The sequence below is a fragment of the Sphingomonas sp. FARSPH genome, assembly GCF_003355005.1.
Classification (GTDB): Bacteria; Pseudomonadota; Alphaproteobacteria; order Sphingomonadales; family Sphingomonadaceae; genus Sphingomonas.
The window spans coordinates 171,052-187,146 of the sequence record NZ_CP029986.1; the positions used below are offsets into that span (position 1 = coordinate 171,052).

The 16,095-nt window shown below is 62.8% G+C and carries 14 protein-coding genes; 8 read left to right on the top strand and 6 right to left on the bottom strand.

Annotation, left to right across the window (positions count from 1 at the left end):
• Positions 1-9 precede the first annotated feature (9 nt).
• The 3 genes from DM480_RS16720 to DM480_RS16730 are packed head-to-tail and all read right to left on the bottom strand — an operon-like array spanning position 10 to position 1,792.
• Positions 10-435: a DUF6691 family protein gene (locus tag DM480_RS16720; RefSeq protein ID WP_018251195.1), complete on the bottom strand. Its 426-nt coding sequence runs from the start codon at positions 433-435 to the stop codon at positions 10-12.
• Positions 435-872: a YeeE/YedE family protein gene (locus DM480_RS16725; RefSeq protein ID WP_170172224.1), complete on the bottom strand. Its 438-nt coding sequence runs from the start codon at positions 870-872 to the stop codon at positions 435-437. Before DM480_RS16725 ends, DM480_RS16720 begins: the two co-directional genes overlap by 1 nt.
• Positions 872-1,792: an MBL fold metallo-hydrolase gene (locus DM480_RS16730; protein WP_026189133.1), complete on the bottom strand. Its 921-nt coding sequence runs from the start codon at positions 1,790-1,792 to the stop codon at positions 872-874. The genes DM480_RS16725 and DM480_RS16730 overlap by 1 nt, the downstream gene beginning before the upstream one ends.
• An 81-nt stretch (positions 1,793-1,873) precedes the next feature.
• On the opposite strand from DM480_RS16730, the gene DM480_RS16735 reads away from it, so the two are divergent.
• The 4 genes from DM480_RS16735 to DM480_RS16750 all read left to right on the top strand — a co-directional run bounded on the left by DM480_RS16735 (position 1,874) and on the right by DM480_RS16750 (position 5,043).
• Positions 1,874-2,497: a peroxiredoxin gene (locus DM480_RS16735; protein WP_018251192.1), complete on the top strand. Its 624-nt coding sequence runs from the start codon at positions 1,874-1,876 to the stop codon at positions 2,495-2,497.
• A complete protein-coding gene (locus tag DM480_RS16740) occupies positions 2,494-2,904 on the top strand; it encodes an ArsR/SmtB family transcription factor (RefSeq protein WP_018251191.1) in 411 nt (136 codons plus the stop codon). The genes DM480_RS16735 and DM480_RS16740 overlap by 4 nt, the downstream gene beginning before the upstream one ends.
• 70 nt (positions 2,905-2,974) lie before the next feature.
• Entirely contained in the window at positions 2,975-3,478 is a 504-nt protein-coding gene (locus DM480_RS16745) for a DsrE family protein (RefSeq protein WP_018251190.1), read from the top strand.
• Positions 3,479-3,609: 131 nt separating this feature from the next.
• Positions 3,610-5,043 (top strand): transposase, encoded by a 1,434-nt coding sequence (locus DM480_RS16750; RefSeq protein ID WP_232834220.1) that lies wholly within the window; start codon positions 3,610-3,612, stop codon positions 5,041-5,043.
• 23 nt (positions 5,044-5,066) lie between these two features.
• On the opposite strand, the gene DM480_RS16755 is transcribed toward DM480_RS16750, so the two are convergent.
• Positions 5,067-5,711 carry a recombinase family protein gene (locus tag DM480_RS16755; protein ID WP_115381764.1) on the bottom strand — a complete coding sequence of 215 codons (645 nt, stop codon included), beginning with the start codon at positions 5,709-5,711 and terminating at the stop codon, positions 5,067-5,069.
• A 340-nt stretch (positions 5,712-6,051) separates the two neighbouring features.
• Here DM480_RS16755 and DM480_RS16760 point away from each other — a divergent pair, with 340 nt between their 5' ends.
• Together DM480_RS16760 and DM480_RS16765 are read left to right on the top strand one after the other, a co-directional pair.
• Positions 6,052-6,561: a hypothetical protein gene (locus tag DM480_RS16760; protein WP_018251187.1), complete on the top strand. Its 510-nt coding sequence runs from the start codon at positions 6,052-6,054 to the stop codon at positions 6,559-6,561.
• Positions 6,562-6,584: 23 nt separating this feature from the next.
• The gene (locus tag DM480_RS16765; protein WP_018251186.1) at positions 6,585-6,938 is read left to right on the top strand and encodes a hypothetical protein; all 354 of its coding nucleotides are present in this window, start codon (positions 6,585-6,587) and stop codon (positions 6,936-6,938) included.
• A 521-nt stretch (positions 6,939-7,459) separates the two neighbouring features.
• On the opposite strand, the gene katG is transcribed toward DM480_RS16765, so the two are convergent.
• Positions 7,460-9,730, bottom strand: coding sequence for a catalase/peroxidase HPI (gene katG / locus DM480_RS16770; RefSeq protein WP_231376779.1), 2,271 nt, complete (start codon positions 9,728-9,730; stop codon positions 7,460-7,462).
• Between the two features lie 408 nt (positions 9,731-10,138).
• Here katG and DM480_RS16775 point away from each other — a divergent pair, with 408 nt between their 5' ends.
• Both DM480_RS16775 and DM480_RS16780 read left to right on the top strand, forming a co-directional pair.
• The gene (locus DM480_RS16775) at positions 10,139-11,395 is read left to right on the top strand and encodes a TolC family protein (protein WP_018251184.1); all 1,257 of its coding nucleotides are present in this window, start codon (positions 10,139-10,141) and stop codon (positions 11,393-11,395) included.
• Positions 11,392-14,589 (top strand): efflux RND transporter permease subunit, encoded by a 3,198-nt coding sequence (locus DM480_RS16780; RefSeq protein WP_115381683.1) that lies wholly within the window; start codon positions 11,392-11,394, stop codon positions 14,587-14,589. The genes DM480_RS16775 and DM480_RS16780 overlap by 4 nt, the downstream gene beginning before the upstream one ends.
• On the opposite strand, the gene tnpC is transcribed toward DM480_RS16780, so the two are convergent.
• On the bottom strand, positions 14,574-16,007 hold the full coding sequence (gene tnpC, locus DM480_RS16785) for an IS66 family transposase (RefSeq protein ID WP_115380751.1): 1,434 nt from the start codon (positions 16,005-16,007) through the stop codon (positions 14,574-14,576). The two genes, DM480_RS16780 and tnpC, sit on opposite strands and share 16 nt — an antisense overlap.
• Between the last annotated feature and the right edge of the window lie 88 nt (positions 16,008-16,095).

The following is a 16,095-nucleotide window of genomic DNA, read 5'->3' on the forward strand; positions in this document are numbered from 1 at the left end:
CCTGTCCGGTCACGCCGAACGGCGTGGGATGAGTGCGAAGCGGTGGATGGCTGCGCCGAGCGCCATTGCAGCGGTGAAGAGCAGCGCGGGGGCAGGCTGGATCGCGAGCGCGGCGATGGCGGGGCCGGGGCACAGGCCGACAAGGCCCCAGCCTATGCCGAACAGGGCGGCACCGCCGAGGAGGCGCGCGTCGATCGGCGACGTGGCCGGCGTATGGAATTGCTCCGCGACGATCGGCGTAGAGCGTCCACGCACGATGAGCCAGGCTATCGCCATCGGCAGGATCGCTCCCGCCATGACGAATGCCAGGGTCGGGTCCCAGGCACCGGCGACGTCGAGAAACGCCCGTACCCGCGCAGGATCGATCATGCCGGACACGGCGAGGCCGGCGCCGAACAGCGTGCCGCTGACGAGCGAAAGAAGGCTCTGGCGCATCACGATACCACTCCCGCGAGACGCATGAGGGTCACGGTGGCGATGCCGGTCGCCATGAACGTGCCGGTCGCGACGATGGACCGCGGCGACAGGCGCGACAGGCCGCAGACGCCGTGACCGCTGGTGCACCCCGCGCCGAGCCGCGTCCCGATCCCGACGATCAGCCCGGCGACGGCGATCAGCCCGAGCGACGTCGGGAAGCGAGCTTCCACATTCACATTGGCTGCGGTCAGCGCCGCGCCCAGGGGCAGCCCCGCCGTGAAAAGCAAGGCCATCATCCAAGGCGCTCCCCCTTCAGAGAGAGCGAGGACACGCGCGAACATGCCGCTGACCCCGGCGATGCGGCCGTTGCCCAGCAACATGATCGCCGCAGCGAACCCGATCATCAGGCCGCCGATGAAGCCGGCAAGCGGCATGGCATGGGGAAATCCGGGCATCACAGCGTATCCAGTGGAATCTTGAGGTAGCGGGTGCCGTTGACTTCCGGCTCCGGCAGATGGCCGCCGCGCATATTGACCTGCACCGATGGCAGGATGAGCTTGGGCATCGACAAGGTGGCGTCCCGACTGGTGCGCATCGCGACGAAGTTGTCTTCGTCCACCCCCTCATGAACGTGGACGTTGCCGACGCGCTGCGCGCCCACGGTCGTCTCCCAGACATACCGGTCGCGCCCCGCAGCCTTGTAGTCGTGGCACAGGAACAGCCGCGTCTCGTCGGGCAACTGCATCAGTCGACGGATCGAGCGGAATAGCTGGCGCGCATCACCACCGGGGAAGTCTGCGCGTGCGGTGCCGTAGTCCGGCATGAACAGGGTATCGCCGGTGAAGACTGCGTCGCCGATGACATAGGCCATATCGGCGGGGGTGTGCCCCGGCACATGCAGCGCGATGGCCTCGATGTCGCCGATCGTAAAACGGTCGCCATCGTCGAACAGGTGGTCGAACTCGGAGCCGTCCCGTTCGAAGTCGGTGCCGGCGTTGAAAATCTTGCCGAAGACGTTCTGCACGCGAATGATGTCGCGGCCGATCGCGAGCTGACCGCCCAGCGCCTTTTGCAGATAGGGCGCCGCAGACAGGTGGTCGGCATGAGCATGGGTTTCGAGCAGCCAGTCGACCGAAAGGCCGTGCTCCCGCACATAAGCGATTACCGCATCCGCCGACGCCGTATTGGTGCGACCGGCCGCAGCGTCGAAGTTCAGGACACTGTCAACGATCGCCGCCTTTCGCGTGGCGGGGTCCCAGACGACGTAGGTCGCGGTGTTGGTCGGCTCGTCGAAGAACGAGTGAACGACCGGCGCTACCGCCGCCTTCGCACGTTCAATCTGCGCAACTGCCTCATTCAACGCCGATTCCACGATCGCCTCCAATTATTGATTTCATGGTTTATGTAGTTGTGTAATCCGCTTGCGTCAACGGGCTGCCCGTGCCATCTGAAAAGCATGGAAACGATGGATGCAGACGTACCGCGCTCGTTGCGCATCGGGGACGCGGCCCCGAATTTCACCGCCCGCACGACGCAGGGCGCGATGTCGCTCGATCAGTATCGTGGTCGTTGGGTCGTGTTCTTTTCGCACCCGGCTGATTTCACGCCGGTCTGCACCAGCGAGTTCGTGGCCCTGGCGAAGGCCGCACCGCAATTCGAGGAGCTCGACTGCGCCTTGCTCGGGCTGTCGGTTGACAGCCTGTATTCGCATGTCGCCTGGTTGCGCGCGATCAAGGATGTCTTCGGTGTAGAGGTGCCGTTCCCGGTCGTGGAAGACCCGTCGATGGCGGTGGGTTACGCCTATGGCATGCTTGACGAACAGGCCGGCGACGCCTCGGCCGTGCGCGCGACCTATTTCATCGATCCTGAGGGCATCATCCGTGCGCTCAACTGGTATCCGATGAACGTCGGGCGATCGGTCGACGAGATGCTCCGCACGGTGAGGGCATTGCAGCGATCGGCCGATGGGCAGGCCTATACGCCGGCCGACTGGCAGCCGGGTGACGACGTCCTGCTCCCGCCCGCCTTGCCGTGCAGCGCCGGTGCCGACTGGTTTCATCAGTTGAAGGCCGATCGATGACGGCGATCCATCAATCCCGCGCGATCGCCGATGCGGCGGTCGAAAAGCTGCGCGTGTTCGCTCAACCCCAGCGCCTCATGATCCTGTCCTATCTGCTGGGCGGTGAGCGGCAGGTTGCGGACATAGAGGCTGCGACCGGCGTGACCCAGCCGGCCCTCAGCCAGCAGCTTGCCGAGCTGCGCCGCGCCGAGCTGGTGAAGACGAGACGCGAGGCAAAGCAGGTCCATTACCGGCTCGCCGATGACGCAGCCGCAATGTGCGTGCGCACGCTCGAGGCGATATTCGGCGCCGATGATCTAGCCGTGCATGAGGCAGCGCCCGCTTCCCGACCGTCGCGAGCGCGCGGGGCGTCGGCTGCCACGCGGCCGCAAAATATAGGCGCAGCCGTATTTGCGAGGGTCGGATAATCATTCCGGTTTCGAAAGGACAAACCAGATGCGGCTTCCCGCTATCGCAGTTGCAGGATGCTTGGCCGTCATGAGCAGTGCCGGGTCAGCAGGCGTCACCGCGCAACAACCCGTGATTGCCGGCTATGGCAGGATCACGCCGGTAGAAGGCGCGGTTGAGCGGCCGGACCACTCGCTGCGATATCGTGTGCTGTTCAGTGTGACGAAGGCGGCGTCATCTCCCGACAAGGTCAATCCCTCGCTGGAGAAGGTCGCACGCTTCCTGAACCTGCTCGGGGCGGACGGCGTGCGGCCGGCACAGGGAGATGTGATCGTGATCGTCCACGGGCCGGCGACACCGATTATTGCCGATGATGAGGCATATGCGACGAAAACCGGTGCCACGACGAACCCCAATCTTGCCTTGATAGCGGCGCTAAGGCGGGCAGGCGTGTCCGTTCGAGTGTGCAGCCAGGCTTTAGTCGGGAATGGGATCGCTCCGGTCACGGTCGATAAGGCTATCGAAGTCGATGTCTCGGCTCTCACCACAATGGCGACATTGCAGATACGTGGTTGGGCGCTGATCCCTGACTGATCGTACCGAACTTCCTGTTTTATCATTCCAGTCCGTAACGCGGCCGGTGTCACAACCGTCTGGGCCTGTTGAAAAATGCCGGACATGCCGGGTTGCTCCTTCGTTTCACCCCTGCCGAAAGGAGCGTCGCTATGATGGGACCAGCCTGTCGCGGTAAGCGGGAAGGGGCGTCCCGCCGCACCATAGAAGCCATGTTGCCCGCAGACCACCTGCTGCGTCGCGTCGATCGATGTCTCGACATCGGCGAGTTGAGACAGGCACTGGCCGGTCACTACAGCGCAAGGGGACGGCCATCGATCGATCCCGAACTCCTCATCCGCATGGCCTTGGTCGGCCGCATTTACGCGATCACGTCCGAACGGCGCCTGTGTGAGGAGCTGCGCTACAATCTGGCCTATCGCTGGTTCTGCCGTCTCGCGCCGGGAGACAAGGTTCCGCACCACTCGACGTTCAGCAAGAACCGGCACGGTCGTTTCCGCGATGCCGACGTGTTCCGGATCCTGTTCGAAAGCACGGTCCGACGCTGCATCAGTGAAGGACTGATTGGCGGAAAAGACGCCGCGATCGATGCATCGTTCATAGCTGCGGATGCGAGCTGGCAGCGCAAGACCGTTCCTGGCTACCTGCCGTATGTCGCCAACGCGTCGCGCGCGGTTAGGGAGTGGGTGCACGACACAGGAGATGCCGTCTTTGAAATGGCGCGCTCGAAAAGCTGCCAAGGCGTCTCTCGAACGGACCCTGCCGCGGCTTGGTCGGCGCGAACGGTGCGTGGCCGGTTCGGCTACGCCCTGAATGCGCTGGTCGACACCCCGAGTGGCGTCGCTCTCGATGTGAAGGCGACACCGGCTCGGTTCGCGGAGGAAGTTGATGCGGGGCGCGTCATGCTCGAGCGATCGGCCGATCGCTTTGATTATCGTCCCAAGCGGGTTGCGGCCGACAAAGCCTATGGCAGCGCCAACTTCCTCGGCTTCGTAAGGGATCACGGCGCAATCCCGCACATTCCGGTAATCGACCGTACGCAACAGACCAAGGGCAAGCTGCCGCGAACGGCCTTCAGCTATGATCGTGACATTGACAGCTTTACCTGTCCGACCGGAAAGCCGCTCCGACATCATGCCTTCCATCTGCCCACCGGCGTACACCGTTATGCAGCCGATGCGCGTGACTGCGAGGCGTGCGTGCTTCGGAAGAAATGCACGACGGCGCGGCGTCGTACCCTGGTTCGGCTGGACGATGAGGACGTCCGCGATCTTGCCAGAGCCGAAGTGGAAACCGGGCTCTACAAGCGGTCTATGCGGTTGCGGCGCGGGGTTGAACGGTTCTTCGCTGACGCCAAGGGTAAGCATGGCATGAGGCGGCTTCACCTGCGCGGTATCCGCGGAGCGGAAGAAGAGTTCCTGATCGGCGCGGCGGTGATGAATCTGATGGTCCTGGCGCGACCCCAGCGGCTGACGGGCAAGCCGCGCCGGGGAGTATGCGTCCCCGCAGCGCTGACGCCGACTGCGATCTCGGCCCGGTCGATTGAACACGACGTGATCGCCTCGCCTGCTCGACGATATGCCTGATCGCTGAGGCGCGGCGTGATCTATCACGCGGCTTGCAGCCGTTCTTTGCGGTATGGCACACCGTCGAGCAGTGCCTGGCCCGGCGCCTTGGGCGTGCCGTCACCGTTCACGTACATATAGAGTGTCGTCGTCGTCATCCCGAGACGGCGCGCGACATCGGCTGCGATCGCGTTGCGATCGGACATGGCGGCCATCGCTATCGCCAGCGTTGCCTTGTCCATCTTGCGGGGTCGCCCTCCCATGCGCCCCCGCGCGCGTGCCGCGGCAAGGCCGGCCTGTGTGCGCTCGGCGATAAGCTCGCGCTCGAACTCGGCGAAGGCGGCAAAGATGCCGAAAGCCAGGCGGCCGTTGGCGGTGGTGGTGTCAATCTGCGCGCCGGCGCCAGTCAGTACCTTCAACCCGATGCCGCGCTCACGCAGCGCCTCGGCGGTGATGACCAAATGCCTCAGGTCACGTCCGAGGCGATCCAGTTTCCAGAGCACCAGTGTATTGCCGGGCTGCAACGCCTTGAGACAGGCAGTCAGGCCAGGACGCGCATCATGACGACCCGACGCGAGATCCTCATAAATGCGTGAGGCATCGACGCCGGCGGATAGCAGCGCGTCGCGCTGCGGTGACAGCGTCTGCGATCCGTCAGCCTTGGATACCCTCACATATCCGATGAGCATCATCACCCCGCCAGAAAAGATATCTAACACCCTGCAATGTGCCGGTGGTTTCCGCAACGGGTATTCCGACCGCTAGGAAGCTTCGATGAGGCAAAAACCGCTACCGCCAGAAAACCGGTCGTTTTTCTGGCGATCTGGCATAGATCGCTGTCCTATTACTCGCTCGTTTCGGGAAGCTGTTTCCGCAAGAGGCAGCCTTTCGAAGCTGCCGCATACAGGCATCGTAGCTCACCCATGCAGCAGGAACGAAGATGAATGATCGATAACGATTGTATTCAGCAACACTAAAACACGGATCAGACATTAGAATAACAGCGGATCGCCCGCGAGGACAACTCCGATGGACAAAAGGTTAATTTCTGCCGTTATCATTTCCAGCGTTGCTGTTGCGGGCTTTGCAGCGGCTCCAGCCTCGGCGCAGGACTATTATGGCCGTGACGGCTATCGCCAGCAATATCAGGGCGATGGGTACGACTATGACCAGGACGCGCGCTATCAGAACCAACTGCGGCAACGCCAAATCCAACGCTCCGAGCGGCAGCGCCGCGCACAGTATCAGTATGACCAGCGTTACGCACGCAATGGCTACGAGAGCTATCAGTACGATCAGGGCCCGTATTACGCCGATCGCGGTGCCTATGCCGAGCGCCGCACCTACTATCAGGGTCAGCGCTGCCGTTCGGGCACCACTGGTACGATCGTCGGAGCGATTGCGGGTGCATTGCTTGGTCGCGAGATCGGACGTGGTGGCCCCTATGACCAACCGAGCACGACCGGCTTGATCCTCGGCGCTGGCGGCGGTGCGCTGGCCGGCCGGGCCATCGAACGCAGTGGCAATGACTGCCGCTGACAGTCGTTAGAGAGGAAGGCATCATGTTCAGCATTCGCAAGCTCGCGATGGCAGCGAGCATCGCTACCGCTTCGACGATCGCACTCGCCGCGCCGGCGTCGGCACAGACCTTCGGCGGCTTCAGCCTCAGCTTCGGCTCGGGCGGGTATGGCGGCCAAGACTACGATTACGACGACGATTACTCGTCCAACGGATACTACGCCTACCGCTCGCCCCAGTATCAGCCCTATTACCAATACCAGCAGCGGGACTATCGCTGGCAGGAATGGCAGCGGCGCCAGCAGTTGCAGCGCTGGCGTGCCGAGCAGCAGCGGCGGCTCTACTGGGAGCGCGTTCGTCGCGAGCGGGAACAGTGGCGCTACGACGACGACTATTGAGGCCAGACGATCGTTCGCACCCGGCGTTCAAATAGCGTCGGGTGCGCGTCGCTTCTTCGTTTGTCTAGCGGGTTGCTCGTCCGACGTCTTCCGCGTCCCATTCGGTGAGGTAGACGAGAGGTGGCCAGCAGGTGGTTATACCGGTAGGCTGGCCGTGGTGTTCTTGCAAGCCGCCTTACCATAAGGGCCTAATCTTCGGCGGAGATAAAAAGCTGTGCGCTGGCTGACACTCAGCGGCGATATTGACCAGTACTTTACACCGGCTGAAAAATCAATGCTTGTTGATTCACTTATTCTTTAATTGGACCCAGTATGGAGGCGTGGCCAGCTCGATACTGGGTCTTGGCTTATTTCAACAATCAGACTTTAAAATATTATATCAAATGATTCAACATAATTTATGTAGAAATCGTGAGTAAACTCTCTTACGAGTAAGAATCTCGCCGGTTGAACCGAGTAGACATGTTTTTTCTGGTCAGTGATTATCGGCATGATTCTCTGCCAAATTATTTCTCACAATGTCAAAATCGGTCAGCGTTCATCACCTTTGTCCAAGCCGCGGCGAAGTCGTTGACAAACTGCTGTTGCGACCCACGGGTTGCGTAGACTTCGCTAACCGCTCGAAGCTCGCTGGTGTAACCGAACGACAGATCGACCGGAGTCGCATACCAGCGGATCTGGCCGCCGTTGCGATCCTTGCCGACAAACCGGGTGTTGGTGGCGTCCATCGGGGCCCACGCCGTGTTCATGTCGAGCAGGTTGACAAAGAAGTCGTTGGTAAGCAGGCCGGGTCGCGTGGTCAGGACACCGGCACTCGACCCGCCGGCATTGGCGTTGAGCGCGCGCATACCACCGATCAGCACCGTCATTTCACTCGTGGTCAGACCCAGGGTGCTCGCTTTGTCTACCATCGCTTCGGGTGCGGTCAGACGCTGGCCGGGCAGGTAGTAGTTGCGGAAGCCATCAGCCTTCGGCTCCAGATAGTTGAAACTTTTGACGTCGGTCTGTTCCTGGCTCGCGTCAGTGCGTCCGGCCATAAAGGGGATCTTTACGGGTGTGCCAGCGTCCGCTGCCGCCTTCTCCACCGCGACGGAGCCGCCCAGCACGATCAGATCGGCCAGCGAGACCGGCCGGTCGCGGTGGCGCCCGTTATACTGATCCCGGATCGCCTCGAGTTTCGGCAGCACGACGGCTAGCTCCTGCGGATCGTTGACTGCCCACGTCCGTTCCGGCGCGAGCGCCAACCGTCCGCCGTTCGCACCCCCGCGCCAATCTGTATTGCGGAAACTCGCCGCGGCGGCCCATGCGGTACGTACCAGCTGAGGGACAGTCAGTCCTGATGCCATGATCTGTCGACCAAGGTCTGCCACGTCGCTGGTAGATAGCGTCTTGGTCGGGGCTGCGGGGACGGGATCCTGCCAGATAAAATCCTGCGCCGGCACCTCGTTGCCCAGATAGCGAGATTTCGGGCCAAGGTCGCGGTGGGTCAGCTTGAACCACACGTCGCCAAACTCGCTTTTGAACTGATCGGGATGCGCGCGATAGCGCTCGATCGTCGCGAGCCACGCCGGGTCGAGCTTCAGCGACACGTCCGTCGTCATCATCATCGGCGCATGGCGCTTCGTCTTGTCGAACGCGTCGGGCACCAGATTCTGTGCGCGCTTGTCGTCGGGTTCCCACTGCGTGCCGCCGCCGGGGCTCTTGGTCTTCACCCAGTTATATTTCAGCAGGTTCTCGTTGTAATTGTTAGTGAAATGCGTCGGGTCCTGCGACCACGCGCCCTCCAACGGCGAAGTAATAGCGTCCTTGCCCACCCCGGTCGCGCAGGTGCTGTGCCAGCCAAGGCCCTGTGATGCCATATCGGCCGCAGCAGGTTCCTTGCCTTGGCACGTTTTCTGATCGTGCGCGCTGTGCGCCTTTCCGATGGTATGTCCGCCCGCGATCAGCAGTGCCGTCTCGCGGTCGTCCATTCCCATGTTCGAGAACGTCTGGCGAATATCGTCGATCGCATGAACCGGATCGTGATCCTTCATGTGACCCTCGGGATTGACGTAGATCAGCCCCTGCGTGCTGTTTGCAAGCGGCTCGATGAGCTTGCCGTCCTTGTCGTATCGCGCGACCGTGAGCATCTCGCGTTCCGGACCCCAGAACATCTCTTCCGCGGCCCAGTCGTCGCGTCGCCCGCCACCGAATCCGATGACCTTGAAGCCCATCTGCTCAAGAGCGACATTTCCGGTCAGAACGATGAGATCGCCCCAGGACAGCGCCCGGCCGTACTTCTGCTTGATCGGCCAGAGCAGCCGTCGCGCTTTGTCGAGATTGGCGTTATCGGGCCAGCTCGATAGCGGTTCGAACCGCTGCTGCGCACCATCCTCGCCACCACGTCCATCAGCCGCACGATAGGTGCCGGCATTATGCCACGTCATGCGAATGAAGAAGGGCGCGTAGGTGCCGTAGTCGGCCGGCCACCATGGTTGCGACGTCGTCAGCAGCTTGGCAATGTCGGCCTTGACGGCCGTCAGATCGAGTTTCGAGAATTCAGCGGCGTAATCAAAATTTTGATAGGGGTTGCTGCGCTGTTCGTTACGACGGAGAGCCGTGAGGTCGAGCCGATCCGGCCACCACTCCTGGTTGGTCTTTCCCGTGACCCGATCTTCAGCGGTCTTTGGCGTAGGCGCTAGAGGCTTGGCCATCGGCGTCGGCTTCGTCAACGGCAACTGGGCGAGCGCCGGGGTTCCGATGGCCAGCAGCGGCAAACCAATGGATGTCATTGTTTTGAAAAATTTCGGCATCGCCATACCCTTTCGCTTCGGATTTTTTCCCGGCCTAACCCGGAGGATATTGAGGTGAAAGAGTTTGGGGGCACCGAGATTCTAAAATCGGGTTTAGTTTTGAATGCTTATGAGGATGAATGGCTGACCTAATCGTCACTAGTGCAAATAGCTGTTTCCTACTATCCAAAGCGGCTACAGCCAACGTTAGGTAACTGGAAGATCTACGTTTTCGCGATTAGACCTCTGTGGGCGGCTGGGTGGACGTCGAGAGTCTGTCAGGGAGTGCCCCCTACAGCGCTTGCAAGAGCCTGGATGACGGTACGCCTTCGCACGCGGAGCAGCATTGTAATTCCATCGACCCAAAATTAGTCGTCTGTCGAACCCAACCCGATTGACGTTGCCTCGGTGTAGGCATGGGAGACCACTATGCGCGCCTTGGCTCTGGCCGGCTCGGTTTTGATCGCAGCCACCCCCGCGGCTGCCCAGACGACGAATTCGATTACGCTCGATGCCTTGGTCCAGGATGTCATCGCGAACAATCCCGAGCGGCAATTCTATCAGCGGCAGATCGAAACCGCCGGCGTCGAGCGGAACGCGGCCGGACGCTGGGCCGATCCGGAGGCTGTGGTCGAGTTCGGCCAGCGGCGTGCGCAGAACCTCGCCAACAATGCGGTAACCGGTGAGGGACGGACATATGCCGTGTCGGTGGTCCAGCCGATCGAGTTCGGCGGCCGGATCGCATTGCGGCGTGCGATTGCCGATCGTCAGGTTTCACTCGCCCGTATCGGTTTGCAGCAATTCGACGCAACACTCGCCGCACGCGCCCGATCGATCGGCTATGGATTGTTTGCGGCAGACGAGAAGGCTGCCGCCGCGCGTGAGGTGGCGGGGCGGATGCGCACGCTCGCCCGTGTCATCGTTTCACGTGATCCCGCCGGTCCCTCGCCGCAGCTCGAGGCGGCATCGTTGGTTGCCAGCGCGATCAGCGCAGAGCGGTCAGCGGCGATGGCCGATGCCGAAGCGAACTCATTCCTTTACGAACTGAATCAGCTACGCGGAGCGCCCTTCGCTGCGCGTATTCGCATCGTTCGTCCGGATATGTCGCTCCCGGCACTTCCCGCGGGCCCGCTTCTGGCCGCGAACGCCGCGCAGAATAACTTCGAACTGAAGTCGCTGCGCGCCCAGTTCGAGCAGCAGGGACTGCGTGTCGATCTGGCGAAGAAAGCGCGTATCCCGATCATCAGCGTTGGCCCCTACTTCGACCGTGCGCGATCGGACATTCGCGAAACGAATTATGGCGTCCGCTTGTCGACCACACTCCCCTTGTGGAATCGGCAGGCGGGCGACGTCGCAATCGAGCAGGGTAGACAAGCGCAGGCTAATGCAACGCTGATCAACGCCGAGCGGCGAATTCAGCGCGACGTATTTGATCAAGCTGCTCAATATGAAGCGAAACGTGAGGCGCTGACGAAATGGGACGGCGAGAGCCCCAAGCGCTTCGCGGAAGCCGCTGCCGACGCTGACCGGAATTATCGGCTCGGCGCGATCCCACTGACGACGTACACCCAGATGCAGCAAAGCTACATGGACGCCGTAAACGCAGTGCTCGACACCCGACGTGAAGCGTTGGAAGCGCTTCTGCAGTTGCGCGCCCTCAATGGCGGGACGCAGCTCGCGCGATGAACAGTTGGCTCCGCTACGTCACCCACCACCGGCTCGCGGTCGCCCTGGTCACCGCGTTGGTCGCGACGATCGGTCTATGGTCGTTTGCGAACCTGCAGATCGATGCCATTCCCGACATCACGGGGGTCCAGGTCCAGATCAATACGCAGGTGCCGGCACTGGCCCCGGAGGAGATCGAGCGGCTGGTCACGCAGCCGATCGAGCGTGCGATGGGGGGGCAGCCCGGTCTTGACCAGACGCGATCACTGACGAAGACGGGCCTCAGTCAGGTCACGCTTCTCTACAAGGACGGGACCGACCAGCTGAAAGCGCGCCAGCTCGTTACGGAACGCCTGACCGCCGTCCAAAATCAGCTGCCGCCTGGCAGTACACCGCAGCTGGCGCCCATCACGACCGGTCTCGGGGAAATCTATTATTACACGCTTGAATGGCGCCGTCCCCCACCAGGGATGGACCAGCAGCGCCAGCTTATGGAGCTGTACGAGGCTCAGGAATATACCGTCCGCCCCATGATGCGTGCCGTCCCCGGCGTCGCTGACGTCAACACGAATGGCGGGTTGGAGGAACAGTTCGTCGTCCAGCCGGATCCGGTGCGGTTGACGATGCACGGTGTTACGGCGGGGGAGCTCGCGGCCGCTGTTTCAAAGAACGTCGAGAACGCTGGCGGCGGGATCATTCGCCGCGGTGCGGAACGTTTCACGGTTCGGACCGATGCGCGGGTGATGAACGCGACGCAGATTGGCGCCATCCCCGTGAAGTTTGCAGCCGGCGTACTTCCAATACAGGTACGCGACCTTGCCGATGTCGTGATTTCATCGGCCCCACGTCAGGGCGCGGCGACGCAAAACGGCCGCGAAACCGTCCTTGGCACAATCATGATGCTGGTCGGGCAGAACAGTCGCGAAACTGCTGTCGCCGTCGAACAGGCACTGCCCGGCATCCAGGCCGCGATTCCCAAGGGTATGGTGATCGATCGTCAATACAGCCGTGCCGACCTGGTCGAACGCACGATTTCTACTGTCGAGCACAATCTGGGTGAAGGTGCCCTTCTCGTTGCCGTTGTCCTGCTCCTGGTGTTGGGCAATTGGCGCGCGGCATTGATCGTGGCACTCGTCATTCCGCTCGCCTTCCTCGTCACCGTAACGGGTATGCGGACGATCGGCGTCTCAGGAAATCTGATGAGCCTCGGTGCGCTCGACTTCGGCCTGATCGTCGACGGGGCGATCGTGGTGGTCGAGAACAGCTTGCGCCTTCTCGCCGTTCGCCGGCGTGAAAAGGGTGAGGACCTTACCAGCGAAGAGCGTCGGGAGACGGTCGCACATGCTGCGCGCATGGTTGCCCGCCCGACGTTCTTCGGCATCGCCATCATCGCGCTGGTTTACGTCCCGGTGCTCAGCCTCGGTGGCGTCGAGGGCAAGCTGTTCCAGCCGATGGCTCAAGCGGTGATGCTGGCGATCGTTGCGGGGCTCGCCTGGACCTTCACGATTGTCCCGGCGCTATCGGCCTGGCTCCTGCGCGCGCCGGCAGGCAGCGATGATACGGAGCATCACAAGGGCTTCGTTGGCGTCGCCGAACGTGCCTACACGCCGGTTTTGGAACGCGCGCTCGGCCATCCCGCCCTGCTCGCCATCGGCGCGCTTGCGCTGCTCGCGGCGACCTTTCTCGTCTTCAAGACATTGGGCTCCCAATTCACTCCCAGGCTCGACGAGGGCGCGATCACGGCGATGGTGTACCGACCGGTCGGCATGTCGCTCGAACAGAGCCTGGCGATCGAGAAGCAGACCGAGATCGCTATCCGTCGCGCATATCCCCAGGTCACGCGTACCTTCTCGCGGATCGGCACCAGTGAGGTCGCGACCGATCCGATGCCGCCCGACCAGAACGACCTCTACATCTTCTACGGCCCGATGAAGGACTGGCCGACCGGCGACGGCATGCCCACAACGAAGCAGGAGCTTGTCGCCGGCATCCAGAAGGTGGCTCAGCAAGTCTACAAAGGCCAACACTTCGAGTTCGCCCAACCGATCGAGATGCGCTTCAACGAGATGCTGGAGGGCGTTCGAGCCGATGTGTCGGTCAAGGTCTTTGGCGACGATTACGACACGTTGGAAAAGGCAGCGACAAAGGCCAAGGCGATTCTTGAGAAGCTGCCTGGCACGGCAGGCGTCGCATTCGAAACGGCTGGCCGCCCGAAGAGCATCGTCGTTCAACTCGATCACGCAGCACTGTTGCGCCTCGGCCTTGGCACCCAGGCCGTAAACGAGGCGATACGGGACGCGCTGGCCGGAGCGGAAGTCGGCTTCATCCCTCATGGTCCTGCCCGCCACATGATCGTCATCCGTATGCCCGAGAGCCTGCGCGCTGATCCCTCGGCGATCCTGGCCTTGCCCTTGCGCGTCGGCGATTATGGGATGGTCCCCCTGTCTCGCGTTGCGCGCCTTCAGGAAACAAGGATCGTCGAGCCCATCCTCCACGACGACGCCAATCGTCGTGCCGCGTTGATGGTCAACCTGTCGACCAGCGATCTCGAAGGCTATGTCCAGAAGGCAAAGGCTGCGATTGACGGGCAGGTGAAGCTGCCTCCCGGTTACCGGATTGAGTTCGGCGGCCAGTATCATCAGTTGGAAGCAGCGCAGAAGCGTCTGTCGATTGTCGTCCCCGCCGCACTGATCCTGATCTTCGCGTTGGTCTACGCAGCGCTTGGCAGCGTCCGGGAGGCGGCAATTGTCTATACAGGAATACCGTTTGCGGTGACGGGCGGCGTGCTGGCCTTATGGCTTCGTGGCATGCCGTTCTCGATTACCGCTGCGATCGGTTTCATTGCGCTGTCGGGTATCGCAATGCTTAACGGCCTCGTCCTGATTGACCATATCAACAGCTTGCGTGATGGCCGGGAGGGCGATCCGCTACCTGTCGAGGACGCTGTTCGGCAGGGTGCGCACGACCGCTTGCGTCCCGTGCTGTCGACAGCACTCGTTGCCTCTGTCGGCTTCATTCCGATGGCAATAGCGACAGGGGCAGGTGCAGAAGTGCAGCGTCCGCTCGCTACCGTAGTCATCGGCGGCATCATCACTTCGACGATCCTGACGCTGCTGCTGCTCCCGAGCCTGTACGCCTGGATCGAGCATCACTCGACGAAGGCGGCTACCCCAGGTAAGCGTCCGGTGACGGCGTCACCTCAAACGGGCCGGTAGTTCCACGGCAGCAGTTCAGCGACCCGGCGGGCCGGATGGTCTGCGATGCGTCTGATGGTGTCGGCCAGCCAGGCCTCGGGGTCGACGCCGTTGAGCCTGGCGGTTTCCACCAGGCTGTAGATGCTGGCGGCGCGGTGCCCGCCCTGGTCGGAGCCCGCGAATAGCCAGTTTTTGCGCCCGACGGCGATACCGCGCAGCGAGCGCTCGGCGGCATTGTTGTCGATCTCCAGGCGACCATCGTCGGCATAGCGGGTCAGCGCCTGCCAGCGGGCGAGCGCATAGCGGATGGCGACCGCAAGGTCGGAGCGCCGGGACAGCTTCGGTCCGGTCGCGTCGAGCCACTGGCGGAAGGCATCGAGCAGCGGTCCGGCCCTGGCCTGGCGCGCGTGCCGTCGCTCGTCAGGGAGCCGGCCACGCACATCCCGTTCGACGGCATAGAGGCCGGCGATATGGTCCAGTGCCTCGCGGGCCGTGGGGGAGCCGGTTGCGGCATGGACGTCGAAGAACTTGCGCCTGACATGCGCCCAGCAGGCCACCTCTGCGATGCGGTCGCCATAGAGGCGGTCGAACCCGGCATAGCCATCGGCGTGCAGATCGCCCCGGAACCGGGCAAGATGTCCGGCGGGTCGTTCGCCCTTGCGGTCGGGCGCGTAGTGGAACAGCACGGCGGGCGGAGCCTCGCCGCCAGCCCCGCGCTCGTCGCGTACATAGGTCCACAGCCTGCCCGTCCTGGTGCGACCGGCACCAGGGGCCAGTACCGGCACCGGCGTGTCGTCGGCATGGAGGGTCGCGCCGCCCATGACGTGGCGCTCGAGCGCGTCGACCAAGGGGCCGAGGAGCGCGGCCGAGCGCCCGACCCAGTCGGCGAGCGTGGAGCGGGCAAGGTCGACGCCCTGGCGAGCATAGATGCCCGACTGGCGGTAGAGCGGCAGATGGTTGGCGTATTTGGACACCAGCACATGGGCGAGCAGCCCCGCACCGGGTCGACCGCGCTCGATGGGCATGGACGGCAACGGCGCCTGCACTATGCGCTCGCATGACCGGCAGCTGAGCCGCGGCCGGACGTGGCGCACGACCCGGAACGAGGCGGGCACATAGTCGAGCTGTTCCGTAACGTCCTCGCCCATGCGCCGCATGGCACCACCGCAGTCGGGGCAGACGCACGGTGCCTCATGCACGACCTCGGTGCGGGGCAGATGATCGGGCAGCGGCTGTCGATACGGCCTGGCGGTCTCCCGTGTCCGGGTGACCACCGGCATCGCCGCAGTGGCGGCTTCCGCCTCGCGCTCTTCCAGCCCGAGTTCCAGCTGGTCAGCCTGGTGCGTCAGCTTCTCCGACGAACGGCCGAAGGCCATGCGCCGCAGCCGCGCGACCTGCATCCGCAACTGCTCCAGCTCGGCGCCGGCAGCAATGAGCATGGCCTTCAGAAGGGCGATATCGTCGGGCAGCGAGGCGGCATCGGGCGACACGCCCGCTTATACCAGAACCCCCGTGCCGATACACGCG

Coding starts and splice junctions, on each gene's coding strand:
- DM480_RS16745 (WP_018251190.1), top strand. CDS start 2,975: ATGAGCAGTGCCGGGTCAGCAGGCGTCACCGCGCAACAACCCGTGATT.
- DM480_RS16725 (WP_170172224.1), bottom strand. CDS start 872: ATGCCCGGATTTCCCCATGCCATGCCGCTTGCCGGCTTCATCGGCGGC.
- DM480_RS16720 (WP_018251195.1), bottom strand. CDS start 435: ATGCGCCAGAGCCTTCTTTCGCTCGTCAGCGGCACGCTGTTCGGCGCC.
- DM480_RS16750 (WP_232834220.1), top strand. CDS start 3,610: ATGATGGGACCAGCCTGTCGCGGTAAGCGGGAAGGGGCGTCCCGCCGC.
- DM480_RS16765 (WP_018251186.1), top strand. CDS start 6,585: ATGTTCAGCATTCGCAAGCTCGCGATGGCAGCGAGCATCGCTACCGCT.
- DM480_RS16735 (WP_018251192.1), top strand. CDS start 1,874: ATGGAAACGATGGATGCAGACGTACCGCGCTCGTTGCGCATCGGGGAC.
- DM480_RS16775 (WP_018251184.1), top strand. CDS start 10,139: ATGCGCGCCTTGGCTCTGGCCGGCTCGGTTTTGATCGCAGCCACCCCC.
- DM480_RS16780 (WP_115381683.1), top strand. CDS start 11,392: ATGAACAGTTGGCTCCGCTACGTCACCCACCACCGGCTCGCGGTCGCC.
- DM480_RS16760 (WP_018251187.1), top strand. CDS start 6,052: ATGGACAAAAGGTTAATTTCTGCCGTTATCATTTCCAGCGTTGCTGTT.
- DM480_RS16740 (WP_018251191.1), top strand. CDS start 2,494: ATGACGGCGATCCATCAATCCCGCGCGATCGCCGATGCGGCGGTCGAA.
- tnpC (WP_115380751.1), bottom strand. CDS start 16,007: ATGCTCATTGCTGCCGGCGCCGAGCTGGAGCAGTTGCGGATGCAGGTC.
- DM480_RS16755 (WP_115381764.1), bottom strand. CDS start 5,711: ATGCTCATCGGATATGTGAGGGTATCCAAGGCTGACGGATCGCAGACG.
- katG (WP_231376779.1), bottom strand. CDS start 9,730: ATGCCGAAATTTTTCAAAACAATGACATCCATTGGTTTGCCGCTGCTG.